The sequence below is a fragment of the Mycolicibacterium lacusdiani genome (assembly GCF_021916785.1).
In the GTDB taxonomy this organism is placed as follows: Bacteria; Actinomycetota; Actinomycetes; order Mycobacteriales; family Mycobacteriaceae; genus Mycobacterium; species Mycobacterium lacusdiani.
Genome location: NZ_JAKCFC010000006.1, coordinates 160,561 through 185,771, shown reverse-complemented (window position 1 = coordinate 185,771; position 25,211 = coordinate 160,561). Strand labels below are relative to the sequence as shown.

General features: G+C 68.2%; 27 protein-coding genes. 8 read left to right on the top strand and 19 right to left on the bottom strand.

Annotated elements, in window-relative coordinates:
• Window positions 1-25: 25 nt before the first annotated feature.
• The gene (hpf, locus tag LOK44_RS19255) at window positions 26-706 is read right to left on the bottom strand and encodes a ribosome hibernation-promoting factor, HPF/YfiA family (RefSeq protein ID WP_237571711.1); all 681 of its coding nucleotides are present in this window, start codon (window positions 704-706) and stop codon (window positions 26-28) included.
• A gap of 286 nt (window positions 707-992) precedes the next feature.
• A complete protein-coding gene (locus LOK44_RS19250) occupies window positions 993-1,616 on the bottom strand; it encodes a ComF family protein (protein ID WP_237571839.1) in 624 nt (207 codons plus the stop codon).
• Between the two features lie 105 nt (window positions 1,617-1,721).
• Here LOK44_RS19250 and LOK44_RS19245 point away from each other — a divergent pair, with 105 nt between their 5' ends.
• Together LOK44_RS19245 and LOK44_RS19240 are read left to right on the top strand one after the other, a co-directional pair.
• Window positions 1,722-2,498, top strand: coding sequence for an SDR family NAD(P)-dependent oxidoreductase (locus tag LOK44_RS19245; RefSeq protein WP_237571710.1), 777 nt, complete (start codon window positions 1,722-1,724; stop codon window positions 2,496-2,498).
• Window positions 2,499-2,566: 68 nt separating this feature from the next.
• Window positions 2,567-3,352, top strand: coding sequence for an SDR family NAD(P)-dependent oxidoreductase (locus tag LOK44_RS19240; protein WP_372481274.1), 786 nt, complete (start codon window positions 2,567-2,569; stop codon window positions 3,350-3,352).
• Here LOK44_RS19240 and lpqB read toward each other — a convergent pair.
• From lpqB to LOK44_RS19220, 4 genes are all read right to left on the bottom strand, one after another.
• Complete coding sequence (gene lpqB, locus LOK44_RS19235; RefSeq protein WP_237571838.1) at window positions 3,341-5,086, bottom strand: MtrAB system accessory lipoprotein LpqB; 1,746 nt, start codon at window positions 5,084-5,086, stop codon at window positions 3,341-3,343. The two genes, LOK44_RS19240 and lpqB, sit on opposite strands and share 12 nt — an antisense overlap.
• A gap of 17 nt (window positions 5,087-5,103) precedes the next feature.
• Window positions 5,104-6,756 (bottom strand): MtrAB system histidine kinase MtrB, encoded by a 1,653-nt coding sequence (gene mtrB, locus LOK44_RS19230; protein ID WP_163918639.1) that lies wholly within the window; start codon window positions 6,754-6,756, stop codon window positions 5,104-5,106.
• Window positions 6,753-7,439 carry a two-component system response regulator MtrA gene (mtrA, locus tag LOK44_RS19225; RefSeq protein WP_163918640.1) on the bottom strand — a complete coding sequence of 229 codons (687 nt, stop codon included), beginning with the start codon at window positions 7,437-7,439 and terminating at the stop codon, window positions 6,753-6,755. The genes mtrB and mtrA overlap by 4 nt, the downstream gene beginning before the upstream one ends.
• 75 nt (window positions 7,440-7,514) lie before the next feature.
• On the bottom strand, window positions 7,515-8,144 hold the full coding sequence (locus LOK44_RS19220; protein WP_237571708.1) for a dTMP kinase: 630 nt from the start codon (window positions 8,142-8,144) through the stop codon (window positions 7,515-7,517).
• A 141-nt stretch (window positions 8,145-8,285) separates the two neighbouring features.
• On the opposite strand from LOK44_RS19220, the gene LOK44_RS19215 reads away from it, so the two are divergent.
• The 5 genes from LOK44_RS19215 (at window position 8,286) to LOK44_RS19195 (ending at window position 12,425) form a co-directional block, all read left to right on the top strand.
• Window positions 8,286-8,645 carry a WXG100 family type VII secretion target gene (locus LOK44_RS19215; RefSeq protein ID WP_237571707.1) on the top strand — a complete coding sequence of 120 codons (360 nt, stop codon included), beginning with the start codon at window positions 8,286-8,288 and terminating at the stop codon, window positions 8,643-8,645.
• Window positions 8,646-8,647: 2 nt separating this feature from the next.
• Window positions 8,648-8,929 (top strand): WXG100 family type VII secretion target, encoded by a 282-nt coding sequence (locus LOK44_RS19210; RefSeq protein ID WP_237571706.1) that lies wholly within the window; start codon window positions 8,648-8,650, stop codon window positions 8,927-8,929.
• Window positions 8,930-8,963: 34 nt separating this feature from the next.
• Window positions 8,964-11,378 carry a WXG100-like domain-containing protein gene (locus LOK44_RS19205; protein WP_237571705.1) on the top strand — a complete coding sequence of 805 codons (2,415 nt, stop codon included), beginning with the start codon at window positions 8,964-8,966 and terminating at the stop codon, window positions 11,376-11,378.
• 9 nt (window positions 11,379-11,387) lie between these two features.
• Window positions 11,388-11,801 (top strand): hypothetical protein, encoded by a 414-nt coding sequence (locus tag LOK44_RS19200; protein WP_237571704.1) that lies wholly within the window; start codon window positions 11,388-11,390, stop codon window positions 11,799-11,801.
• 210 nt (window positions 11,802-12,011) lie between these two features.
• Window positions 12,012-12,425: a hypothetical protein gene (locus tag LOK44_RS19195; RefSeq protein ID WP_237571703.1), complete on the top strand. Its 414-nt coding sequence runs from the start codon at window positions 12,012-12,014 to the stop codon at window positions 12,423-12,425.
• 154 nt (window positions 12,426-12,579) lie between these two features.
• Here LOK44_RS19195 and LOK44_RS19190 read toward each other — a convergent pair whose 3' ends face one another.
• The 9 genes from LOK44_RS19190 to LOK44_RS19150 form a co-directional block, all read right to left on the bottom strand.
• Complete coding sequence (locus LOK44_RS19190; RefSeq protein ID WP_237571702.1) at window positions 12,580-13,233, bottom strand: GAF domain-containing protein; 654 nt, start codon at window positions 13,231-13,233, stop codon at window positions 12,580-12,582.
• Window positions 13,234-13,351: 118 nt separating this feature from the next.
• Window positions 13,352-14,530, bottom strand: coding sequence for a PP2C family protein-serine/threonine phosphatase (locus tag LOK44_RS19185; RefSeq protein ID WP_237571701.1), 1,179 nt, complete (start codon window positions 14,528-14,530; stop codon window positions 13,352-13,354).
• A 143-nt stretch (window positions 14,531-14,673) separates the two neighbouring features.
• A complete protein-coding gene (locus tag LOK44_RS19180) occupies window positions 14,674-15,555 on the bottom strand; it encodes an endonuclease/exonuclease/phosphatase family protein (RefSeq protein WP_237571837.1) in 882 nt (293 codons plus the stop codon).
• Window positions 15,556-15,597: 42 nt separating this feature from the next.
• Window positions 15,598-16,368 carry a TauD/TfdA dioxygenase family protein gene (locus LOK44_RS19175; protein ID WP_237571700.1) on the bottom strand — a complete coding sequence of 257 codons (771 nt, stop codon included), beginning with the start codon at window positions 16,366-16,368 and terminating at the stop codon, window positions 15,598-15,600.
• Window positions 16,350-17,405, bottom strand: coding sequence for a D-alanine--D-alanine ligase family protein (locus tag LOK44_RS19170; protein WP_237571699.1), 1,056 nt, complete (start codon window positions 17,403-17,405; stop codon window positions 16,350-16,352). Before LOK44_RS19170 ends, LOK44_RS19175 begins: the two co-directional genes overlap by 19 nt.
• Window position 17,406: 1 nt before the next feature.
• A complete protein-coding gene (locus LOK44_RS19165; protein WP_237571698.1) occupies window positions 17,407-18,750 on the bottom strand; it encodes an ATP-grasp domain-containing protein in 1,344 nt (447 codons plus the stop codon).
• Between the two features lie 11 nt (window positions 18,751-18,761).
• A complete protein-coding gene (locus tag LOK44_RS19160; protein WP_237571697.1) occupies window positions 18,762-19,595 on the bottom strand; it encodes an O-methyltransferase in 834 nt (277 codons plus the stop codon).
• 4 nt (window positions 19,596-19,599) lie between these two features.
• Complete coding sequence (locus LOK44_RS19155; RefSeq protein ID WP_237571696.1) at window positions 19,600-20,826, bottom strand: sedoheptulose 7-phosphate cyclase; 1,227 nt, start codon at window positions 20,824-20,826, stop codon at window positions 19,600-19,602.
• 34 nt (window positions 20,827-20,860) lie between these two features.
• Complete coding sequence (locus LOK44_RS19150) at window positions 20,861-21,526, bottom strand: HAD family hydrolase (protein ID WP_237571695.1); 666 nt, start codon at window positions 21,524-21,526, stop codon at window positions 20,861-20,863.
• A 202-nt stretch (window positions 21,527-21,728) separates the two neighbouring features.
• Here LOK44_RS19150 and LOK44_RS19145 point away from each other — a divergent pair, with 202 nt between their 5' ends.
• Window positions 21,729-22,301 (top strand): TetR/AcrR family transcriptional regulator, encoded by a 573-nt coding sequence (locus tag LOK44_RS19145; protein ID WP_237571694.1) that lies wholly within the window; start codon window positions 21,729-21,731, stop codon window positions 22,299-22,301.
• On the opposite strand, the gene LOK44_RS19140 is transcribed toward LOK44_RS19145, so the two are convergent.
• The 4 genes from LOK44_RS19140 to LOK44_RS19125 all read right to left on the bottom strand — a co-directional run bounded on the left by LOK44_RS19140 (window position 22,298) and on the right by LOK44_RS19125 (window position 25,155).
• The gene (locus LOK44_RS19140) at window positions 22,298-23,614 is read right to left on the bottom strand and encodes a lipase family protein (protein ID WP_237571693.1); all 1,317 of its coding nucleotides are present in this window, start codon (window positions 23,612-23,614) and stop codon (window positions 22,298-22,300) included. The two genes, LOK44_RS19145 and LOK44_RS19140, sit on opposite strands and share 4 nt — an antisense overlap.
• A gap of 119 nt (window positions 23,615-23,733) precedes the next feature.
• Window positions 23,734-24,006: a hypothetical protein gene (locus LOK44_RS19135; RefSeq protein ID WP_237571692.1), complete on the bottom strand. Its 273-nt coding sequence runs from the start codon at window positions 24,004-24,006 to the stop codon at window positions 23,734-23,736.
• Window positions 24,007-24,009: 3 nt separating this feature from the next.
• Entirely contained in the window at window positions 24,010-24,921 is a 912-nt protein-coding gene (locus LOK44_RS19130; RefSeq protein WP_372481269.1) for an oxygenase MpaB family protein, read from the bottom strand.
• 6 nt (window positions 24,922-24,927) lie between these two features.
• The gene (locus LOK44_RS19125) at window positions 24,928-25,155 is read right to left on the bottom strand and encodes a hypothetical protein (protein WP_237571691.1); all 228 of its coding nucleotides are present in this window, start codon (window positions 25,153-25,155) and stop codon (window positions 24,928-24,930) included.
• Window positions 25,156-25,211: the final 56 nt, after the last annotated feature.

The following is a 25,211-nucleotide window of genomic DNA, read 5'->3' as shown; positions in this document are numbered from 1 at the left end:
GGGGACCCCGTGCCGGCCGGGGTGGTCAGGACAGTCTGATCAGCCCGTAGTCGTAGGCGTGCCGTCGGTAGACGACGCTCGGCCTGTCGCTCTCCTTGTCGTGGAACAGGAAGAAGTCATGACCCACGAGTTCCATCTCGTAGAGGGCGTCGTCGACGGTCATCGGGTTGGCGGGGTGTTCCTTGGTCCGCACGATGTGACCGGGTTCGTGTTCGGTGGCCGCGCCGTTCTGGTCGGCGGCCTCCTCCGTGGCGGGGACGGGAGGAAGGAATGCATCGGGGTCGACGACCTTGGTCGCCTCGGCCACCGACACCGGCGTCTTGTCGCCGTAGTGGATCTTGCGTCGGTCCTTGCTGCGACGGAGTCGGTTCTCGAGTTTGCTTACCGCGCCCTCGAGCGCGGCGTAGAAGCTGTCGGCGCAGGCCTCTCCGCGAACCACCGGGCCGCGGCCGCGCGCCGTGATCTCCACGTGCTGGCAGTTCTTGCGTTGACGACGGTTGCGCTCGTGGTCGAGTTCGACGTCGAACAGGTAGATGGTGCGATCGAAGCGCTCGAGGCGAGCCAGCTTCTCTGAGACGTAGGTGCGGAAGTGGTCGGGGACTTCGACGTTGCGGCCCTTGACGACCACCTCGGCGCTCGGCGCTGCTGGCCGTTCCCCGTCGACGACCATGGTCGACTGGTCGGGTTGCACGGATTTTGTTGACATACTTGGCATCTCGTTTCTCTTCGCGTCGCACGCATCGAGGCGTGCCGGCTGGTCGGGAAACGCGCCGACGGGACCTGCAAGTCGCCACCCACCGGCGCAAGGTGTCGAGGACTCACCTCCTACCGCTGCCAGGCGATGTGGCGCTGGTTGAATCAGCGCCCTCGTGAGGAACTCACGATCGGTTGTCCTCGAAGGTAGTCCGAGTTCACCGGTTCGTGCCACAAATTTCGCAGACCGGTCGCCAACTGTTCGTTCCCGTTCACCTCGGCGTGACACCGGCCGACGGTCATGCGTGGGCGATCGCGAGGACCGCGCTGACGCGCGCGCCTGCTGTTTGCAGGACGCGGACCGATTCGGCTGCGGTGGCACCGGTCGTCACGACGTCGTCGATCAGGACCACCTCACCGTCGACCGGCCGTCGCAGCCGGACCCGACCGGCGACGTTGCGTTGTCGCTCCGCGGCGGACAAGCCGACCGAATCCCTGGTGAACGCGCGCATGCGCAGCGCTTCGACGACGACGCCATCGGGACCCGCCGCGAGCTTGGCCATGCGTGCCACCGGGTCGCCACCGCGCCGGCGCGCAGACGTGGCACGGGTGGGTGCGGGCACCAGCACCGGCCCTCGCGGCACCACGCCCCAGGTCACCAGCCTGCCCAGGCCGATCTCGAGCGCCGCCCCCAGCGGAACGACGAGGTCGGCGCGTCCCCGTTCCTTGACCGCGACGATGGCCTGCCTGCGGGCGCCTACGTAGCGGCCGAGCACGAACACCGGCGCGCCGGGGTCGAGCCGCGGCGAGACCAGTAGCGGCTCGGCGGCCCTGGTCATCAGCGCGTCCGCGCAGGGCCCGCACCACCGGACCCCCGGTGCGCCGCAGCCGCCGCATTCGAGCGGGAGGACGAGATCGGCCAGCACGCGACCAGTCTGGGGCGGGCCTCCGACACCGCTGGTCGCGAAGGCGGCCGCCCGCGGTGTCGAGTCACTTACAGTTGGCCGATCCTTAGATCTGGAGGCACAGTGACTGAAGACGACGGCGGGCGGACGGCACTCGTCATCGGGGGCGCGTCGGGCATCGGCTGGGCATCGGCGAAGGCCTTGGCCGCCGAGGGCTACCGGGTCCTGGTCGCCGACCTCGACGCCGACGGTGCGTCGGTGCGCGCTGCCGAACTGGGCGAGCCGCACGCGGCGGCTGCCGTGAACGTCACCGACGAGGACTCGGTCGCCGCGCTGTTCGAAGCGTCGGGCCCCCTCGACGTCGTGGTCACCACGGCGGGTTTCAGCAACATCAGCCTCATCGTCGACATGCCCGTCGACCAGTTCCGCTCCGTCATCGACGTCTGCCTGACGGGGTCGCTCATCGTCGCCAAGCACGCGGGCCGCAATCTGCGCGACGGCGGTGCGCTGCTGTGGATCTCGTCGCTCAACGGCCGCCAGCCCGCGGCGGGCATGAGCGCCTACTGCTCGGCCAAGGCCGGCTTGTCGATGCTCACCCAGGTGGCCGCCATGGAGCTGTCGGCGCGAGGGATCCGGGTCAACGCCGTCGCCCCGGGCTTCGTCCGCACCCCACTCACCGAGGGCGCAGCACTGGTGCCCGGCGTCGTCGAGGACTACGTCGAGAACACCGTGCTCGGCCGGGCGGGCACGCCCGAGGACATCGCCGACGCCGTGGTGTTCCTCTGCTCGGAGAAGGCATCGTGGATCACCGGTGAGGTGCTCGACATCAACGGCGGCGCCCACATGAAGCGCTACCCGGACGTGATGGGTCACCTGAACCGGTTGATGGGCACGGCGTGAGGGACCGGGGGTTCTGGTCCGGCGGGCAGGAGCGAAGCGACCGGGGATTTTGGTCAGCCAAGACGGCAATCGTCACCGGCGCGGGGTCCGGCATCGGCGCCGCGCTGTGTCGGGCCCTCGCCGGCGTGGGCGCCCGCGTGCTGTGCACCGACGTCGACGGTGACGCCGCGGAGCGCACCGCCACTGCGCTGGGTGCCCGCTCCGCGCGACTGGACGTCACCGACGCGGCCGCGGTGCAGGCGTGCGTCGACGACGTCGTGGCCGCGGCGGGCCGACTCGACCTGATGTTCAACAACGCGGGCATCACCTTCGGTGGCGACACGGAACTGTTGACGCTCGACCAGTGGAACGCCGTGATCGACGTGAACATCCGCGGCGTCGTCCACGGGGTGGCCGCCGCCTATCCGCAGATGGTTCGCCAGGGCCACGGCCACATCGTCAACACCGCGTCTATGGCAGGTCTGGCGGCGGCGGGCCAGATCACCAGTTACGTGATGAGCAAGCACGCCGTCGTCGGGCTGTCCCTCGCCCTGCGCTCGGAGGCAGCTGGTCGCGGCGTCGGCGTGCTGGCCATCTGCCCGACGGCGGTCGAGACACCGATCCTCGACAAGGGCGCGGTCGGCGGGTTCGTCGGCAGGGACTTCTACCGAATGGGTCAGCGCAGCGCGACGTTCGCCTCACCCGACGACCTGGCCCGTGACACGTTGATCGCCATCGAACGCAACAGGGCGCTGCTGGTGTGGCCGCGGCAGGCCCGCACCGCCTGGCGGGTCGCGCGTTTCGCCCCTGGCTTCATGCAGCGGATGTCGATCGAGTTCGTCGAGCGCCAGCGCTCGGCGCAGTCAGCCCGGTAGCACCGGCATCGCACCGGCCACCATCAACGGCCGCACCTCGGTCCAGACCGGGTCGCCCTCGGCGGCGGCACCCGAGAGTTGCAGCACGCCACGCTGATCCGCGACGTACACCGACGACGGGTTGGCCGCCACGGTGGTCACCGGGGCCAGCAGGTTGCGGCTGGGTCCGTCGGAGTTCACCCCGTCGAGGTTGACGTAGGACACCGGATGCTGCGCGTCGGTCCGCGTCACGACGATGTCGTCGCCGGTGCGCCACGCCAGCGACACCGCGGTGTCGCCCAGACCGAACCCCAACCGCCGCGGGTAGGTGAGCGCGTACTGCCCGCCCTGGGTCTGCACGACGCTCGCCAGGATCACCTGGCCCTCGACGACGATCGCCGCGCGGGTCCCGTCGCGCGACAACTTCAGGTCGGTGATGGGGCCGGGAAAGCGCGTCGCCACGGCCGCCGAGTCGACCGGGATGCGGGCGGGCTGCCCCGATGCCGCCTCTTGGATGACGCGCACCACGTTGACGCCGTCCACGACCACCCAGATCGCCGAGTCCAGCGACCAGGTCGGCCGGGTCAGCATTCGTCCGTCGATGGCTTGTGCGGCGTTGCCGCCCAGCGGTCCGACCCACAGCACCGACGCCATGTCCGGCGCACCGGGACGCTGTGTCACGACCGCTGCCGCCTCCTGCCCGCTGCGCGACAGCGTCGCCGCGGTCTGGCCGGGCAACTGCCCGAACGATCCTGACACCCGTGGGGCGCGCTGTCCGTCGAGCGCCACCAGCGAGCCACCCACCAGGGCGTGCAGTCCGGCAGCGGCGCCGGGGTCGGCGCCGGGGTCGGTGGCCGCGACGTCGGAGGTGCTCCAGCCCTCGGCGAACCGGTCGTCGAGCGCGGCGCCGTCGGCGTTGATGACGTAGGGCCCGTTGACACCGGCCCGCGACAACGTCCAGATCAACTGCGCGGCAAGCAGTGTGCGGCTGTGCGGATCGGTGGTCGAGAGGTTCTCGAGTTCGACCCGCGCCCCGCCGTACCCTCGGCCGACGCCGGTCTTGCCGCCGTCGGCGCGCGTCACCGGACCGCGCAGCCGCAACGGCGAGCCGAGCAGGTTGCGGACCGTGTCGTCCATCTCCGGCCGCGGTCCCGACACCAGCTTCGTGACGAGTTCGGTGGCGAGCAGTTCGGGATCGGACACCGCGACGTAGCGCGGGTCGGGCACGACGGTCTGGCCCGTCGGGTCGACGAAGTACAGCGTGTTGCGCTTGTAGGTGGCCTGGAACTGCGCCCAGTCGAGGAACACTCCGTTGGGGAGCTTGTCGATGCGCCACCCGGCCGGGGTCTTCACCAGCTCGATCGGGCCGGGGTCGGGCAGGGCGCCCTCCCCCGTTTCGAAGACGCCCATGTCCGACAGCGAGCCGAGGATGTCGGCCTTCATCGTGACGGTGACACGCTCGGGCCCGCGGGTCTCGACGAACACCACACGGTCGATCAGGAGCGCACTGCCCGCGTCGTCCCACGCCTGCGACGCCGACTCCGTCAGGAACTGGCGCGCGGCCAGATGGCGGTTGGCGGGGTCGGCGGTCGCCTTGAGGAACTCCCGCAGCAGAACGTCGGGATCCATGCCGGGGTTCGGCGTGGGCAGGCTCGGTGGCGCGGGGCGTTCGACGGTGCCGATCGCCTGTGGCGCAGAGGAACTGGGCACGCCGGCACAGCCCACCAGGCTGGCGCCGATCACGATCGCGGCCATGGCGGCCACGGCGCGTCTCACGCCCGGTCCCCCGCCGGTTCGCGCTCTCGCGCCGGTCGGCGCGGCGGCCGGTCGGGTCCCGCCGGCTTCAACGGCAGCGGGCTGGCCGTCACCTTGTGACCACGCACCAGCGGCAGGGTCAGGCGGAAGCACGCGCCCTTGCCCGGCTCGCCCCAGGCTTCGAGGCGGCCCTGGTGCAGTCGGGCGTCTTCGATGCTGATGGCCAGGCCCAGTCCGGTGCCACCCGAGCGCCGCACGCGCGACGGGTCCGAGCGCCAGAACCGGCTGAAGACGAGCTTTTCTTCACCGGGCCGCAGACCGACGCCGTAGTCGCGCACGGTGACGGCGACGGTGTCGTCGTCGGCGGCCATCCGGATGCGCACGGGCTTGCGCTCGGCGTGGTCGATGGCGTTGGCGATGAGGTTGCGCAGGATGCGTTCGACGCGGCGGGGATCGACCTCGGCGATGACGTGCTCGCCGGGCAGGTCGACGATGAGGTCAACGTCGGCGTCCTTGGCCAGGTGCCCGACGTCGTCGAGCGCGCTCTCGACGGTCGACCGCAGGTCGACCGATTCGACGGACAGTTCGGCGACGCCGGCGTCGTGCCGCGAGATCTCGAGCAGGTCGCTCAGCAGGCTCTCGAACCGGTCCAGTTCACTGACCATCAACTCGGTCGACCGGCGCAGCGCGGGCTCGAGGTCGTCGCTGTGGTCGTAGATCAGGTCGGCGGCCATGCGCACCGTGGTCAGCGGCGTCCGCAGCTCGTGGCTGACGTCGGAGGTGAAGCGGCGCTGCAGGTTTCCGAATTCCTCGAGCTGGGTGATCTGGCGGGACAGGCTCTCCGCCATGTCGTTGAACGAGACCGCCAGGCGGGCCATGTCGTCCTCGCCGCGGACCGGCATGCGCTCGGTGAGGTGTCCTTCGGCGAACCGCTCGGCGATCCGCGACGCCGAGCGCACCGGCAGCACGATCTGCCGGGCCACCAGGAGTGCGATCGCGGCGAGCAGACCCAGCAGCACGATGCCGCCGGTGGCCATCGTCCCGCGCACCAACGCGATGGTGGATTCCTCGTTGTTCAACGGGAAGATCAGATACAGCTCGAGATTCGTGACGGCCGACGACGTGGGGCTGCCGACGATCAGGGCGGGCCCGTTGAAGCCGTCGGTGCGGACGGTCGCGTACTGGTAGCTGACCTGACCGGCCTTCACGAAGTCGCGCAACGTATCCGGCACCTGGCCGACCGGGCCTGCGGCGGTCGCGGCGCGCGGCCCGTCGCCCGGCACCACCAGCACGGCGTCGAACGCGCCTGCGAGACCGGCGCCGGAGTCGGCCTTGCGGTCGATGAGCGTGTTGCGCGCGAGCTGCAGGCTGCTGTCGAGCGAGCGGGTCTCCTCGCCGCCGACGATGCCGCTGACGGTGGTGCGGGCGCGGTCGATCTCCTCGGTGGCGGCACGCACCTTGACGTCGAGGATGCGGTCGGTCACCTGACTGGTGAGCACGAACCCCAGCACGAGGATGACGGCCAGCGACAGTCCGAGGGTCAGCGACACCACCCGCAATTGCAGGGAACGACGCCACGCGAAGGACAGTGCCCGGGTCAGCGCTCCAAGCCCGCGCAGCACGGGGCCTTGCCCCCAGCCGCCCCGGATGCGCTTGGAGCCGAAGATCATGGGGGTCCGGCCTTGTATCCCACTCCTCGAACGGTGAGCACCACCTGCGGGTTCTCCGGATCGGTCTCGACCTTGGCGCGCAGCCGCTGCACGTGGACGTTCACCAGCCGGGTGTCAGCGGGGTGCCGGTAGCCCCAGACCTGCTCGAGCAGCACATCTCGAGTAAACACCTGGCGCGGTTTGCGTGCCAGCGCCACGAGCAGGTCGAACTCCAGCGGCGTCAGCGAGATCTGCTCCCCGGCACGGGTGACCTTGTGCGCGGGCACGTCGATCTCGATGTCCGCGATCGACAGCATCTCGGCGGGGCCGTCGTCGTTGCGGCGCAGACGGGCGCGCACGCGGGCGACGAGTTCCTTCTGCTTGAACGGCTTCATGACGTAGTCGTCGGCGCCGGACTCCAGGCCGAGCACCACGTCGACGGTGTCGGTCTTGGCGGTCAGCATCACGATCGGCACACCGGAGTCGGCGCGCAGGACGCGGCACACGTCGATGCCGTTCATGCCGGGCAGCATGAGGTCCAGCAGCACCAAATCGGGCCGCAGTTCGCGCACTGCGGTCAGCGCCTGGCTGCCGTCGCCGATCACGGCCGTGTCGAATCCTTCACCGCGCAGCACGATCGTCAGCATCTCGGCCAGCGATGGATCGTCGTCGACGACCAGAATCCTTTGCCTCATGGTGACCATGGTGTCACCGATGCGCGATAAACCCCGGTTACCACACCGGGCGTTTTGCCGTTGGGCGGGCAGCGCGCCCCGCGCTCAGGCCCGCAGCGCCGACGCCAGCTCGGCGGCCGTGGTGTCCGGGCCAGCGACGTGCCAAGGGCCGCACCAGTTCTGCGCAGCCAGCGCGGCGTACGCCTCGTTGGTGCGGCGCTGCAGACCGTCGTCGCGCTCGTAGGCGTCGCGAGCGCGGTCGGCGTCGGTCTCGGCGCGTCGCTGCGCCCGTTGGGCGGCCAACTCGGTCGGCACGGCCAGCAGAACCTGCCAGTCGGGCATCGGCATCGCGAACCGGTCGAACTCCAGCGCGCGTATCCAGCTCACGACCTCGCCGTCGACGCCCTGGTGCAGGCGCGCGGCGCTGTAGGCGGCGTTGGAGGCGACGTAGCGGTCGAGGATCACGACGTCGACGTCGGCGCGGAGCCGCTCGATGTCGTCGCGCGCGCCTGCCCGGTCGAGCGCGAACAGCATCGCCATCGCGTAGACCGAGTCCGCGAGGTCGCCGTGGCGGCCATGCAGGGCCTCGGAGGCGACGTCGGCGTGGACCGACTGCTTGTAGCGCGGGAACGCGAGGGTGGTGACGGTCTTGCCGTCCGCCTCGAACGACGCGCGCAACCCGTCGGTCAGGGTGCGCTTGCCCGCGCCGTCGACGCCCTCGATCGTGATGAGCACGCTGTCACTTCTCCCGGGTCGCTGCGCCGGAGCCACGGTGCGTGGACTGCCGTGCGGCGAGAGTAACTGGTGCATCCGACCCCCTCCGACCGCCGATAGGCTCTTTCTCAGCTGACCGTCGAGAGGCTGGAGGTCCGTCGGGTGGGGCAGTCCGTCGAAGTCGTCGTGTCGGAGTTGGACTCGGCGGCAGCGCGTCTGGACGACGCCGCGCAGCGGCTTCGGGATGGGCTGTCGGGTGTCGACGACGAGACCACGCGGCTGTTGGGGTCGGGATGGATGGGCGGCGCGGCGTCGGCCTACGCACCGGCCTGGGAGAAGTGGCACGACGGGGCGCAGCAGGTCGCCGAAGGCCTGCAGCGCATGTCGGAGCTGTTGACGATCGCAGGCAGGGAGTACGCCAAGACCGACGAGTCGGCGTCGGGGGCTCTCGGGACCACCGTGCAGGGCGCCGGCGGGTCACCGACGCGTTCCGTCGAACAGCCGCGAAGCCGGGAGGCCTGACGATGCTGGTGGTGGATTTCGCGCAGTTGCAGGCAGCCATCGATCACATGGCGAAGTTCGGGCAAGAGGTGACCGAGGTCCTCGACGACGTGGACGTGGCCATGGCCGCGTTGCGCTCGACGTGGCACGGCGAGGCCTCGGATCAGCAGGCCCAGGCGCAGCGGCAGTGGGACGAGGGCGCCGATCAGATGAAGGCGGCGCTCGAACAGCTGAAGACCATCGCCGGGGCCGCGCGGGAGAACTACTCGGACGCGGTGAGCAAGAACGGCCAGATGTGGGGGTAGTCGGCGCAGGCGGTAGAGCGGCGGGGGCGCGATCGTGCGGATAGAGGTCGATCCGCAAGTTCTGGCGGACTCCGGGCGGCGGCTCGGCTCCATCGGCTCGCAACTGGGCATGCTGTCCGACGCGCTGGGCGCGGCCGTGGGCAGTGGCATCGCCTCGGGCATGGATCCGGCCGGGCTGAACTTCGGCATCAAGTACGGGCGCCAAGCTCAGCAGTTCGCCGACGCGTTGGCGAAGGCCGTCGAGGCCCACGAGGTGGTCGGCTTCATGTTGGAGGCGACCGGTTACAACTACCAGAACGCCGACGCCGCATCGACCATCGGCGGACCGGGGCCAACCGGTGGCGTGGGCGGCCAACCAGGGAAGACGACGGCTGCAGACGTTCCGATGGGTCCGAGCGGTGCGGTCGTCCCCCCGCCGACCAAGTGGGCCATCCTCCAGCCCTTCCTCGGCCCGATGATGTCCTGGCCGTCGGGCAACCCATCGCTCCTGCGCGTCACCGCGGCGCAGTGGCGCAACCTCGCAACGGGACTGTCGGCGTTCGACGGCGACATGGCGGCACTCGAAAGCGCAGTGGCACAACAGGAAATCCCCGAGGGTGGGAAGATCGGCCAGGCCTTGTCCGACCTCGACGAGGGCGTGACCACGCTGGCGGACATGGCCAAGACGATCGGTCAATCGGTCGACGACTTCGCCGGCGGCGTGCAGGACACCCAGGACGCCATCCGCCGCCTGATGGATCGGATTTCACTCGATGGGCTGTGGGACACGGTCACCGGGTTCCTCACCGGCGAGGGCGATGACATCCTGCGCGAGATCGCCCATGACGTCGGCGAGGTGCTGGAGAACTTCCAGAACCAGGTCAAGGGTGTCGTCGGACTGCTCGAGGAACTCACGATCGCCCTCGGCCTGGCAGCGGACGCGTTCCAACGATGGATCCGACCCATCCTGGTCGAGACCTTCGGCGATGACGTGGGCAATGCGCTCGCCGACTCGGTCACCCTCTACACCGACTTTCAGGTGGGTTTGACCACCGGCCTGATCAACACCGTGTCGGGTGTGGTGTCGATGGCCGACGTTGACACCTGGAAGGGCATGGCGGAACTCGCCCAGTCGGTGGCAGAGGATCCGTCGACGTTGCCCGGCGTGCTTGCGAACATGGGTAAGGAGTTCGTGGCGTGGGACAAGTGGTCGGGCGACCACCCCGGCAGAGCCGCCGGAGAGGCGGCGTTCAACATCGGGTCGCTGTTCGTTCCCGGCGGCGCGCTGTCCAAGACTGGCTCGGTGGCGAAGGGCTTGAGCTACACGACCCGACTCTTCGACGAAGGGCGGCTCCCCCGACTGTCGGACGTCCCAGGCCTTGGCGGCGGCGACCGCCTGCCCGATCTGAACGACGTACCGGGCGGCGGACGGGGTCTCCCGGAGATGCCCGAGTTCCGGCCTGGCACCGTGCCCGACTCGGTCATCGGACCGTTCGCGCCCAATGGTGCTGGCACGCCTACGAGTCCGAGCGCTCCCGGTGGACCCGCCAGGTCGGGTGACTCGACCGGGACGACGCCTCCTGGCGGCAGGGGTCAGGGTACTGGCGGCGAGGATGGCCCACCGGTCGCATCGCCGGAGCCGACCACCGGATCACCGGACCCAGAAACGGGCGCTGCTGCCGGACCGGGACGTGGGGACAGCTCTGCGCCGGTGAACTCGGGTGCGCCTGCTGCCAGCAGCGGCCCCTCGCCGGCCGACGCGGCCCCATCCGCCGCTCCCGGTGGATCACCAGTCCCCGACTCGGCGAGCGGAAAAGGTTCTGGCGAAACGAGATCCGACCCCGGCACGTCAGCGGCCGCACACGCGGGTGGGGAGCCGCCACGGGCGGATGGTGCCAGTACCGGCGAGGGCGTCGACCAGCAGGCAACCGAGCCAGCCGCGACCGCGCCAGCAACCACACCCGACGACGTCCCTCTCGACGCAGATCAGCATCATTCGGCGACAGGGGACGGTCTATTAGGCGACCCCGCGGACGAGCCCCCAGACCGGCTCCCGGAGCCCGACGACGACACCGCTGTCGATGGGCCGAGATTCAATCTCGACGAACCGTTGAGCCATATGTCGCCAGAACTGCGCGTGCTGTCAGAGCAGTTCCTCACCGGCAGCGGCGAGACGGTGCTCGGCCCATTCAATCCACCTGGCGGAGGGCCGTCATACATTGCCGTGGCCGAGGACCGCGGTGCGAGTTACTTCAGCCTCGGAGACAGGTGGGAGGAGTTCTCGCCGATCGAGCAACTCGCAGCCAACCAACACGTTCTCGACGTCGCGATCGCCAACGGGGACGTGATCACGTTCTCAGTGGACCTCGAGAAGATTCGAGAAGGCAGTTACACCGAAGCCGAACTCCGATACCTCGAAGAACATGGGTACAGGCGATCGGGCGACCGTACTCTGTTACCACCACCATAGGAGAAATGCGTGAAGACTCTACTGGCGCACTTATACAACAACTTCGAGTTCCTCTACACGAACCCGCGATACCGGATCACCGACTCGAGCACCGACGGAAGACCCACGGGTGACGCCTCTCTGCGATTGACGGGCCCGTCGGCCAGCTTCTGGTTCAGTAACGAGCGGGGCCGACTATTTTGCGATGTGGCACCCACCCAGCTTGACTCGCAGAAGAATTGGTTCCGCATACCCATTGTTCGTCAGTACCTCGAGGGGCTGGCGGAAGCGAGTGCAACGTCCGCCAAGGAGTCGGCCGCATGGATGGAGAGCAATCTGGAACGCATCGAGACGTTGTTCGCAGAAGACAGGGTTGCCCGTTCGTGCTCCGAGATGTCATCCCTAGAGAAGATCTCCGCGGAGAAGCGTTTCGGTCCGGCCTAGCCGACCATCCCCAAGTCGCGCTTGGTCGAGTGCGACGGCCAGCGCCAATCGACCAAGGATGAACTCTCTGGATCGTCAACCGATTGTCTCGGACGGCTGTTCGCACAGGATGTGTTGGTGCGAGATTGCTCTGAACGCGGCAGCATCGAGTTGGAGGGACGCCAGTCTCGGCTGCCCTCACAGGCAACCCATGGATAGCGCAGGATACTGATGGCTGACATACCCATGACTGGTGCGGTCGCCGAGTACCGAGGTGAGCGGTTCGACATCGTCTTCAGTGGCGATGACTGGGTGGCCATTCGTGCACGGCCCGGACCCGACGTGCCCCATGGATTCGAGTCGGGAGAGTCTCCGGTTGCGATGGGTCAGCGCGGCCCCTGGGTGAAGGTGCCGAGGTCAGCTCTTGACGGTGTGCTTCACCTTCGCACAAGGGGGACTCTCGAGGGGCACGAAGTCTCGCTTCAGCGGACTCTGCCGGACGGGCGCATTCTGGTGGAGTTCATCGGTCCTCCTTCGGTGGCGAAGGACTTGGGCCTAGAAGGCGATCAGTACATGGGATGGACAGGCCTGGTCGATCCTGCGGTTCTGCAGGACATTCGCGTAGAGGAGACGCGCCGCGCCTGAATCTGTTGCGCTCACCAGAGATCCCCCACCGTGCGGGAGTCGCCCTTGAGTTCATGCACGGACTGTCAGGAGCCCGCGGACGGTTCGGCTCATCACCAACCCAGCCCGGGCCACCTCATCGGCGAGCGGGGTCGGCCCGGTGACCAGTCACCCGCTATGCCGAAGCGACGTCGACCAAACCCGTCGCCTGCACCGACCGGTGCACGGCCGCGACCAGTTTCGGCATGACGGTCAGGTCGTACCACCGCAGCCACTGTGCGCAGGCATCCGCGTGGCCGTGCAGCATGTCGACTCCGAATGGATCGATGCGGGGATGCCGCTCGGTGAACAGCACATCGACTGCACCCCAATTGAATCCGGTCTCGTCGCACATCGGCACTGCCAGCTGCGCCCGGATGCCCTCGTCTGCCAGCACGGCGACGTCGGCACGGGTGTAGATCGGCGACGTGCTCACGTCGTCGATGCGGACCACCTCGCAGCGCGCGCTGGAGCGGCCCGCGGCGGAGCCTCCGTCGTCGACGTAACTGAACTGTCGCCGGAACCCCTCGCCCAACCCGGAGTCGCGCTCGATGCACAGTCCCCCGCGCATGGCGTGGCGCAGGTGAACAGCCGCGGCGTCGGCCGACGTCAACTCCACGGCTTCGGCGAGTAGGTCGGCCATGACGTCGGTGCGGCTGGGTAGGCCTGCGCGGCGACCAGGCGCAAACGGCAGCTCCGGCTCGTCCATCTGGCGGACGTTGGACCGTGGCTCCATGTCGACGACCGCGGCCGCGAGGTGCCGCAGCTTCACGTCGTGACGCTTCGCCACGTGGTACAGCGCACGAAAGGCGTTGTCGGCGTCGATATTCCGATGTTCGCTCTGCAGGCGATCGACTGCCGAGCGGACGGTCGCGTGGGTGATGAGGTTTTCGTCGACGTTCGACGCGTCAGTACCCGTCCCGTGCCGCGCCGAAACCGGCGGGCCTGGCAGCCATCAGCTCGGCCGAGCGCGCAATGCGCACCACCGCAACGTCATCGGTCAAACCACCGTGCTGGCTAGCCCGTCGCTCAGCACCGCCGATCAGCGCCTCGACGAAGTCCCCGGCCTCGAGCGCGGACACGCCCCTGGCAATCTCCAGCAGACCGTCCTCGCCCAGCCTGTCGTTGCCGGATCCGCTGTGCCCCTCGAAGAGCCCGTCGGTCAACAGGATCAGGCCCACGCCGTCGGGCAGAGCGAAGGACTCCACCGGCCACTCGACGCCGCCCAGGCCCAGTGCCGGCCCCCTGCGTGGCTCCACCCAGTGCACATCCGACGTCCCGTGCCACAGCATGCCGGGATGGCCCGCGCAGACGGCGTCGACGGAGCCGTCGGGCTGGATCGAGAGCGACAGTGCCGTCGCAAAGCTGCTCGGGCCGTCCCTCTCGGCCCGCAGCAGCCACTCGAGTCTGGGCATGACGGCCGCGCCGTGCACCCCGGACGCCACCAGCGTGCGCCAGGCGATCCGCAGGGCCACGCCCAGCGCTGCCGCTTCCGGGCCGTGGCCGGACACGTCGCCGATCACCACGTGCGTCACGCGATCGGGCGTCTGCACCACGTCGTAGAAGTCGCCGCCCAGCAGCGTGCCTGCGCGGCTGGGCCGGTAGGAGGTGACGACGTCGACGCCCGGCGCGGGCAGCAGCAGCGGGGTGGGCTGCAAGCCTCGTTCCAGGCGGGAGTTCTCATCGGCGTTCAGGCGTATGGACTCGAGTTCCAGTGCCGCGAGTTCCCCGCGCTTGCGCTCGATCGAGTACATCAGCGCGCGGCGCAGCGAGTCGGCGTCGGTGCGACGCTTGACCAGGAAGTCCTGCGCACCGGAGGCAACCGCGAGGATGCCGAAGTCGACGTCGTCCGACGCGGTCAACGCAATCACGGGGATGGCCTGCGCCGCCGCCGTCATGCGGTCGAGCCCTGCCAGACCCCGGCCATCGGGGAGATCCAAGTCGAGTAGCACGCAATCCGGCCGCAGCCAGGTCAGATGCCGTTCGACGCTCGCCATCGACGTCGTCCACACGACGTCGGCGTCGGAGAGCGCTTCGGCGATCAGTCCGCGGAGACGGGCGGCCGAGTCCGTGTCGGCGTCTGCCACGAGGAGGCACAAGCGGTGCCAGGGTGCAACGGGTCCCACACCCGAACCTCTCCGATCGTGGAGGGAGGGCGGCCGGTCTGCACCCTGGGACGATGTTGATCATGCCACGTCGACCTGGGAAACGACGCCCGGTCGGAGCCGGATCAGTGGCCGGCCGTCCCCGCCCGCACCAGGCGGCAGCGGACACCGAAGTGATCCGACGGGAACACCCGCGGCAACGTCGGCGAGATCGGCGCCGTACCCAGCAATTCGATGTCCTTGGCCACCCAGCCGTCGCCCTTGAGCAGCACGCGATCGAACCGGACGTGACGCTCCTTCTGCGTGCTGTCGAGGCGCATCAGGTTGATCGACGTGTCCTCGGTGTATCCGGGATCATCCGGTCGCAGGCTGGGCCAGACGTCCCGGTACCGGGGCTCGATCCCGCCATCCTCGTGATCGCGCATGTTGAAGTCTCCGAGCAGGACCACGTCGCGGTCGTCTGCCGTCGCCTCGAAGATTGCGGCCAGTTGACGCTCGCGTAGCCGCGCCGAGGCCTTCCCGCTGTCTAGATGGACGCAACCGACGGTCAGACGAGCGCCGTTGACCGCTACTCCCGCGGTGAGCAGTCCCCTCGCCGCCGCGGTCGGCAGCCGGCTGTAGACGGCGTCTTCGAGCGGCAGTCGCGACAGGATCAACATGCCGTAGTTGCCCACGCGTCGACCCGTCACGGTAGCGCTCCGGTACTCCGCGCGGATCCACGGTCGAGCGAGCAGGACGTCCAGCGCGGGCGTCGTCACTTCCTGAAACACCATGACGTCCGGTGCATCTCGCTTGAGTTCGTCGGCGATGGCGGCGTAACGCCGGCGAGCGTGGTATTCATCGAACCAGACGTTGAACGTCGCCACCGTGAACTCGTCGCGCGTCGTATCGGTCTTCTCGACATCGACGTCGCGCCATTGGCCGGTCGTCGCGTCGTAGGCGCGGATCGGAACGCCGACCCGGCGCCGCGACACGGCGAACCGGACGGTGCGCAGCCAGCCACCCATCGACGTCACGGCCACGATCATGCCGTCACGCCGACGTCGGCATCAAGCGACGTCCGCCACCATCCCGCGGTGCATCACGCGCCGCCCTACGACGCCGGAGTGGTCGGCCTTGTGCATCACGCACCGGTTGTCCCACATGACCACGTCCCCCGCCGACCACGCGTGCCTGGTCACGTTGTCGTCCCGGGTCGAATGCTCGAACAGGTAATCCACCGTCGCGGCGGCCTCCTGCGGCCCCAACCCGTTGATCGACGCGCACCGCTTCGGCGTGGTCAGGAACAACGCGGTGCGACCGGTGACCGGGTGCGGACGTAGCACGGGGTGGCGGGCCGACGTCTCGTCGTCGTCGCCCACCTCCACGCCGGTGACCACGTGCTCGATCACCCGGCCCTCGAGGTCGTGCCGCACGTGCTCGGGAAGCGTGTCGAAAGCGCGGTACTGGTTCGTGAACAGTGTGTGACCACCCAGTTCGGGCACCTCCACCGCGCGCAATGCCGTGTAGGCAGGTGGATTTCGCACGTACGTGGTGTCGACGTGAAACGTCGAGCGTGGCGGCGTCGTTCGGCCGACGTTGCTGATGACGTTCAGGTCGGCGAAGCCGTCGACGGGCGTCTCACCGGCGGTGAACATCAACTCTCCGAAGCTCCGCAGGAACCTCAGGAAGCCGTCGTCGTCGGCGTCTTGGCCCGGCATGATCACCACTCCGTGCTCGCCGAGAAGCACCCGGAGTCGGTTCGCGGTGGCATGGTCGAGACCGTCGACGCGAATGCCCTCGACGACGGCCCCGACGGGGTTCAGTGACGTGACGTGCACGCGGCGCTCCGTTCGCGGTCGAGTTGTTCGAGGGTGTCGGCGAAGAGCTGATCCACCGGGGTCCCGGTGGCCGCTGCCATAACCGCGATCACGCTGGTGGGGGCGAACGAGCAGTACGGTCCGGCTTCGAGGAACCACGGGTTGCCCTCGGGGTCGATGCGGAAGTCGAAGAGGCTGTAGTGCCGACATCCGAGTGCCCGATGGGCGCGACGGGCGGCAGCCCACACCCGTTCGTTCACCGGGTCGTCGGGCGCCACGATCCAGGCCCGGCTGCCCTCCTTGGCCACCAGGAACAGCTCGCCGTCCGCCGAACGGGCGAGCTTGTCGTCGCCGCCGCGGATCGGTTTGGTCGCGGTGTCCACGGCGTACTCCTCGAGCGGCAGGCACACCAACTGGTCGTCGCGAACGATGATGCCGCAGCGCACTTCTCGCCCGAGTTCGACATAGGACTCGACGAGGGCGCGGCCCCCGTGGGCCAGCGCCGAGCGTACGGCGGGCCCGTACTCGGACGCGGATCGGGCCAGCGAGACACCCACCGAGTTGTCCGCCCCCACCGGCTTGACCACCACGGGCAACGGGACGTCGCAGGGCGCGTCGTCATGGACGACACGGCCGTCGGGGACGCGAACTCCGGCAGCGGCGACTATGGCGCGCGTCTTGGCCTTGTCCGCGGCGATCGCCATCACCTCGGCGGAGTTACCGACATACGGGATCCCCAGCGTCTCGAACAGCGACCGGTAGGCCGTCATCCCGGGAAGGCAGAACATCTGCGGGACCACGACGTCGACGTCGAGGGTGCCGACGTGAGCGATCGCCTCGGCCACGGACATCGGCGGTGCCGCGGCCAGTGCCCGGTCCGAGAGATCGGCCGGGAACCGCCAGCTCCGGTCCGGCGCAACGTAGGCCACTCGTGCGTCGTATCGATCTGGGTCGGCCAACGCGGTCAGGCAGGCGCCGGCGTACAACCGGGACAGTTCGGCGTGGAAGTCGTCGACTGGTGATCCGACGAGGTGTAGCACGGTGCGCGGTCCGGTCACGTCAGTCCCCACCCGGTTCCACGAGCTTGCCGATGTTGAAGTCGATCTTCGTCCATCCGGTGCCGCGCCGCAGGTTCCGCCACAGCAGCGACGGAATCTGCACGTGATGGACGGCGAAGAACGGCAGCGGATCCCAGCGCGTGAAGATGGCGTCCTTGCCTGCCAGGATGGTGGCGATCCGGTCTCGTCGACCGGACTGGGTCAGCAGCCGCCACACTTCGTGGTAGAGCCAATACGTGGGCCGCGCTGACGGATTCGGCGTGATCGTCGGGTGAGCGTCCTCGAGGTAGGCCGCTGCGACGTCCGGGTGGTCGTAGAACATCGTGATCGCCGAGTGGGTGCGCGGGTTGCACTCGATCGCGTAGACGTGCCCGTCGGCGGCCTCGATGAAGTCGAACGACACCTGTCCGGTGAGTCGAAGGGCTGCGACGAAACGGCGCACCCAGTCCTCGATCTCGGGCTTGTCGACCGCTGCATAGTTGATCTGGAACGCCGACGACTCGCAGCAGCAGTAGACCTGCAGGTGGCCGTCGCGGGCCGTGCCGTGCGTGCAGTACTCCTGACCGGTGACGTACTCCTGCAGGATCCACGGGTCATCGGCGGTGATGTCCAGCCGCCGCGCGAACTCGGCGTTCTGCGTGGGCGTCTCGCGTGTCAGACGCGTGAGGTCCATCCGCCCGACGGGGTTGTATGCGACCCGCTTGAGGATGTAGCTGCGACCCTCACCGAACTCGAACTCCTCGACCTGCCGCGCGTCGGTGATGCGGCGGGAGTCGGGAACCCGCAGACCGATCGCCTCCGCCGTGCGGGAGAACTCTGACTTGTCGTCCACTCTGCGCACCATCTCGGAGTCGAGATGCACCACCTCGCACACCTCGTCGAGCAGGCGACGGGCATCGGATTCGTGCACGCTCGACGCAGGGCTCGACACCGGCACGAAGACGTCGACCCCCTCACGGCGCGCGATGTCCAGCAGCGCCTCGGCGTACCCGGGCGCAGTGGGTTCGGGCACGACGTGGAATCGGTCGACGGCCCGGGAGAACCTGTGGCCGGTCAGCCGGTACTTCGCGGAATCGACGAGGATCACCCGGTGCCCTGCGGTATGGAACGACCGCGCGAGTTGGAGCGCCTTGGTCATCTTTCCGCCGCTGATCAAAACCGTTCTGGCACGGCCCGTTCCGTCGCCGTGGCGGGGCTGCGGCGTCCTGGTCGCGAGCGCGAGTGCAACCACCGCAAGGTTGATCGGCGCGGTGACGCACAGCCCGGCGAGGGCGAGCAGCGTGCGGACGGCCGAACCCGGGCGCACCTCGGCCCCCGCGGTGATCGGCGCCGGGGTCGAGGTCATCGTCGACGTCGTCACGTCGGGATGCGCCGGATCAGCGTGAGTCCGTCACGCAGCGGCAGGATCACCTGCTCCACCCGGGCATCGGCGGCGACGGCCTCGTTGAACGAGGCGATCGCCGAACCGTTGGGCGTCACCCCCACCCCGGTGTACGGCTGCCCCTGCATCAAGGTGTTGTCCACCGCGATGACGGCGTCCGGGCTCAGCAGGTCGCCGTCGAGCAGCAGATCGAGGTAGCCAAGGTAGCCCGACTTGTCCGCGTCGATGAAGACGAAGTCGAACGGCCCGGTCTCCGGCACGCCGGCTGCCAATCGGCGCAGCGTGTCCATGGCGGGACCCACCTCCACGCTGATGCGGTCGCCCACCGGGGAGTCGTCGAAGCAGCCCCTCGCGAACTCCGCGACGCCGGCATCGACCTCGCACGCCACCAGAGATCCGCCGTCCGGCAGCGCCTCTGCCATTGCGAGTGCCGAATAGCCGGTGAACATCCCGACCTCGAGCACTCGCCTGGCACCGCACAGTCGTACCAGGAACTTCAGCGCCTGCCCCTCGACGTGGCCCGACAGCATCTCCTGCTCGAGCTGCCCGGAGGACTGGCCTGCCCAATCCGTCTCGCGCGTCCGCTGCGCCAGTCGCGCCAATGCGGGCGACTCGGCGGTCGTGCAGTGATCCAGGTACGGGTCCAGTCCGCCTGCCAGACCGCGCACGCGGCGCATCCGGTCCAGCAGGTCCGCCGGCGCCCCGCCCCACGCCTCCAGTTCCGCACACAGGTCGACCAGTTCGGCGGCGACGATCGTCGTCGGCGTCACGGCACGCGGTGGTGCCGGCAGGGTCTCCTGCGCAGCCATGGCGTCAGGCATGGGACGCGGCGGGTGTGGCAGGCGTGAACATGTCGACACCGTCCCCGCCACGATCGAACTCGAGGCACAACTTCTTGTGCAACGTGAGCGTGTCGGCGAGTTCGTCGACGGTGACGTCGTTGAGGAACCGGCACGTTCCGATCGGATCCGGGACGGCGGCACGCAGGATGCCGTCGCGGGTCTTGAGGATCGAGTCGGTGGCCGAGGCGAGCAGGTCGGCGGTGAGGTAGTCACTGTCGAGTGCCAAGCCGAGTGCGCTCATCACGTTGAGCACCCGGTCGCGGTCGGTGGCCGACAGCAGTCCTCGCTGTTCGGCGAGTGTGGTCGAGAGCGCCATGTCGATGTTGATCGCATGGCCGTGGAAGAACGGCGCCGGCGGCGTGAGTTCCAATGTGGGACTCCACGTGTGACCGAATGCGATCACCCGATCCAGGTCGATCTCGTGCAGGTTCGGCGCCTCGAGGTCCAGCATCGTGGCGATGGCCTGGTAGGTGAGGCGGTCCCCGACCCGGCGAAGCTCCTCGGTCCCGTCGAGGTGGCCGAATCGGGTGCGCAGCAGGTCCGCCCCGTGGTCCTCGAGCAGTCCGAAGATCTCCGCGTTGCCGACGACGGCGATCTTGATCAACTCGGCCATGCCGTTGCGCACCTGATCCTCGGGAAGCGTGCGCAGGAAGGAGAAGTCGAGGAAGACCTTCTGCGAGGCGTGGTAGGCACCGAGGCGGTTCTTGTGCTTGCCGTGGTTGACCGCCACCTTGATCGACACACTGGCGTCGATCAGGCCGATCAGCGTGGTCGGGATGCGGATGTAGGGCGTGTTGCGCCGGTAGCTCGCACACGCGAAACCCGCGACGTCGGTGGTCAATCCGCCACCGACGACGAGGACGGGCTCGGTGCGCACCAGACCGTAGGCGTCGAACTCGCTGACGATGCGCTCGAAGGTCTCCAGCGATTTGGCGGTCTCGCGGATCTGCACGGGTATGACCGTCAGCGTGAGGCCGTGGTGGTCGAAGTAGGCGCGGATCTGCTCGCCGTAGAGGTCGTACACCACCTCGTCGATGACCATCAGGACCCGGCCGTAGGGCCGGTAGCAGTCGGCCAGGGCCTCTTGATCGGGTGCGAAGATGCCGTCGACGTAGAGGAGGTCGTACTCGATCTTCTCGTAGCCTTCGACGTGAAACGCCCTGTCGCTACTCGTCACTCGCGCCTGCATGTTGCTCATCGGGTTCTCCTAGTCTCGGTTGGTCGGTCCGCGATCAGGCGCGGGTCAGCTGGACGATGCGGTCGGCGTCGAGCGCGTCGACGGTCTCGGCGGCCGCACTGAAGTCACCGCCGCTGGTGTTCTCGTTCGGGAACGCGACGCAGGTGACGCCGGCGTTCGCGGCGGCCTGCACGCCGCCCACGTTGTCCTCGATCGCAACGGCGCTCGACGCGTCCTCGCCGAGGTTCTCGAGGGCGAAGAGGTAGGACGCCGGGTCCGGCTTGGACTCGTCGACCGACGAGCTGTCGACGACCAGGTCGAAGGCGTCGGCATTGAGCGTCCGCTGGAGTGCGGCGAGCAGCGCTGCGACGTTCTCGGTCGACGTGGTGGTGACCAGCCCGAGCTTGTAGCCCTCCTGCTTGGCCCGCTCCATCGTGGGGACGACACCTGGGCGCGGTGCGACGTCCTCGCTGCCCAGCAGCTTCCGGAAGATCTCGGACTTGGTGGCGTGGATGGCCGACGAATCGACGTCCTGCCCGCGTGACGACGCGTAGTCGGCTACGCGCTGAGCGCCGCCGTTGGACCCGAGCATCGCGACGTAGTCGTCCCTGGACCAGTCCCAGTCCAGGCCGTGGCTCGCGAACGCCTCGTTGAACGCGCGTCGCTGTAGTTCGGACGTGTCGGCGAGGGTGCTGATGGAGCCGAAGAGGATTGCGGACATTGATGGCCTTTCGCTCGACGCATGGCGTCTTTTGACGGTTGACGCGACGCGAACCCACTCACCCGACCCGCATCCCGCGCGGTGGATCCCCCGTCCAATACTGCGCTAAACGTACATTTGTGAACATTCATGTCATTATTGAACGGGGCGTTCATTAGATACTTTGTGCCCTTCGGTGCACACGACGGCGAGGAGGTGGCCCGTGACACCTCCAGACCGATCCGAATCGGCCGATTCAGGACAGGACGCCCGGGTGGCGCGTACGCGCGCCGACGTGTCTCGGGCCGCGTTGCAGGTCCTCACCAGCGAGGGCGCCGACGCCCTGACCCACGCGCACGTCGCGGAGATAGCCGGCTACTCGAAGACCACGCTCTACACCCACTGGCCGTCGCGGGTGGAGCTGATCATGCTCGCGCTCGACGCCATCGGCGACTTCCCCCATCAGGAACCCACCGGCGACCTGCGCACTGACCTGATCGGCGAATTGCGCATCTTCCGGCAGGCCGTGACGGACTTCCGGCTCGACCAGATCCTGTCGGTGATGGCCCAGTGGGCCTCGGTCGACGAGATGGCCACGATCCGGGATCGCATCAACGGCGACGGCCAGCGGCCTATCCGCACCATGCTGGGCCAGGTCTTCGAGGGGTCGCGATTGCAGGCAGCCACCTCGATGCTCTCCGGCGTGGTGGCCTGCCCGACGATGATGTTCGGCGCGCTACCCGACGACGACGTCATCGAGGCCGCAGTGGATCTCGTGCTGACGGGCGCGCCCTAGAACTGACCGCAGTTGGGCGTGGTCGGCACACCGTTGAACCGATCGGCGATCCACTGCATGGCACGTTCACCGTCGACCAGCATCGGCAGGGCGTGGTTGACGACGGCCTTGTTGAGGAACGGCGGTTGCTCGTTGGTCCAGAACTGGACGTCGGCGCCGTGGCCGCACCAGTCGCGGCCGAGTTGATTGGAGGCAGTCCACGGCACGAGCGGGTCGAACCGGTTGCTGAGGATCAGCGCGGGCGCATTCGGCGTGAGCTTGCCGATGCGCTGCATGTCGAACAGCGTCTTGAACGGCTCCTTCTCCACCGTCGCGAAGATGTCGTCCTCGAAGTAGGGCTGCAGGTGCCGGAACATGAACTTGGCGGCGGTTTCGGCGACGCACTGATCCTGGACCTTCGCCAGCATGTCGGCGCCACGCGGGGTGAGCTTGTCCCGGATCGTCTGCGCGAACTCCGGATACGTCGTGATGACAGAGTTCAGCGCGTATCCGACCACGCCTACCAGCGCGCTGCCGTCGGCGTAGGGGAACAGTTCCTTCAGATCGGCCGGGGGCGCACCCGCGTATGTTCCGACGACGTGCAACTCCGGCGCGTAAGACGACGCGAGTTCCGCGGCGGACGCCGCCGCACCGCCGCCCTGGGAGTAGCCCCAAAATGCCAGCGGCCCATCCGGGTTCAACGAGGTCTCCGGCAGACGCAGGGCTGCTCGGCCCGCGTCGAGCATCGCATTGCCCTGCGCGACGCGGTTGACGTAGGTGTGTAGGCCCGGGGTGCCGAGACCCTGGTAGTCGGTCATCACGATCGCGAAGCCACGCGCCACCATGGTCGCGACGAACAGCTCCTCGTAGTTGAATGCGATGTCGAGGCACGGCGAGAAGTGAATGCCTTGATTGAACTGCCGCGACGGCGCGCACTGATCGCCTTGGCCCTGGGTGCCGGGGCCGTAGACGATCAGCGGCCGCGGACCCTGCCCCGGCCAGTCGTTGAACGGTTCGAAGTACGTTCCGGTGACCGCCATCGGGTTGCCGCGGGCGTCGGTGCTGCGGTACATGATTCGGGTACCGGTGGCCATGATGGCACCGAGCTGACCGGACGGCTCGAGCACGAGGCGCGACGGCTCCGAGCGCACCACGTCTCCCGGTCGGCCGGGGGGCAACGGATCCGGCGGCGTGTAGAACGCCAGGTACTCGTCCTCGTTGTACTTCGGGTCACGAACGTCGTTGGTCGGGTCCGGCTCCGCGTACGCCGAGGGCAGTACCCCCAGAGTTCCGAGTAGCAGCGCGACGACGACGACCCCCAGTAACCGACCCATGATGGCCGAACCGTAACAAACAACGTCGCTCGTGTAACGGCTTCGTTGCACTGCTCCGTGTCTGAACCGTGAAAGTCGTTGTCGTCGAACGACGTTGTGACCAATTTGCCATTACGCAGTCAGCACAGGTCCGGTACGACGGCGAACAACGGCCAGAGCAACGCGACCATTCCGAACGCAGCGAGATCGGCGGCTGCGGGGAGCAGCGGTTGCAGTCGATCCTCGAGCGCGGTGATGGTCTCGTAGCGAAGCAACGAGTAGCCCAGGCCGATCAGAATGTGTGGGATCGCCAACCATAGCCCGAATTCGATCATCGCCTCGACGCTGACCTTGCGGCCGAGCAATCGACGAGCCCGGCCGCGGACCGGTTGACGCACTTCCCGAGTCTCCATGTGTCACACCAATCGTCGATGGGTTCGGATTCGACGGCGTACGTCCGCGAGCAGGACGTAGCTGCCACCCTGACGGACGAACGCGGGCAGGAATCTGTTCGCGAAGGCGACGGTCAGGAACAGGCGCTCGAAGACGAACTGCCGTCCCCTCCCCCAGCCCATCCCAAGCTCATCGCGAAAGACGGGCGCAAGGAAACCCGCGGTGAGGAATTTCAGCAACGGCCGCATCGATAGCCGCAGAACGGGATTGATCATTCTTAGGTTCACCAGGTCCCGAAGGTAACCCCGCACGACGGTGTCGATGGTGACGCGCCGACAGGCATCCACCCAGTAGTCGTCGAACAGGGCACGGGTGGCCGGCCACTGGTCGTCGGTGACCTGCAGCGTGGTGCCCAGTGGCCATGCCGACCGATAGAACTGCTCGGACTGCTCGGCCGTCATCGCCCCCCGGAGCAGTTGATGGGTGTCCTCGAGGCCGACGAACAGGCATGCGGCGACCCACATCTGAAGCTCGCGGTCGAACGCGCTGTAGCGCACCGGACTCGCCGCTGTAGACGTGACCTCCCGGTGGACGCCGTCGACCGCAGCCTTGAACGCGACCCGATCGCCGTCGGAACCCAGTAGCGCCACTGCGAGGTACTGGAACGTCGTGCGCGCCCGCTTCCACGGGTGCACGAGCAGGTTGCCGGAATCGACTCTGCTCTCGACCACGCCGTATCCCACCTGCGGGCGGGACAACTGCATGACCACGTTGGCGGCGCCGGCGGCGAAGGCCCAGAAGTCCATGGCGTCGGACGCGGTGACGTCGTCGTCCGTCCAACGGGCGGTGCGGCGACCGATCGTGATGCGGCACTGTTCGAGCGCGAGTTTCTGCCTCGCAGATGATGATTCGTCATCGACGGGATCAACGGACACGAGTCGTCACACCGTGCAGGCGCCGACGAGCAGCAACGGCCACGCCAGCACGCTGCCCACGACCGACACCACCAGGTGGATGCCGTTCAATCCGGCGAAGCGGTCGGCGTGGAACAGCATCCACGCAATTCCCAGGATCACATACGGCGCGTTGACGATCACCGCCAGACCGATCCACTCGGCGATCGTCATCTCCGTGCGCAGCAGTGCGCGCGCACTCTCGTATGCGTCCACGACGTCTCCCCCGACTCTCGACTGACCCGCTATGTTAATGATCATTCCGGGCTGCG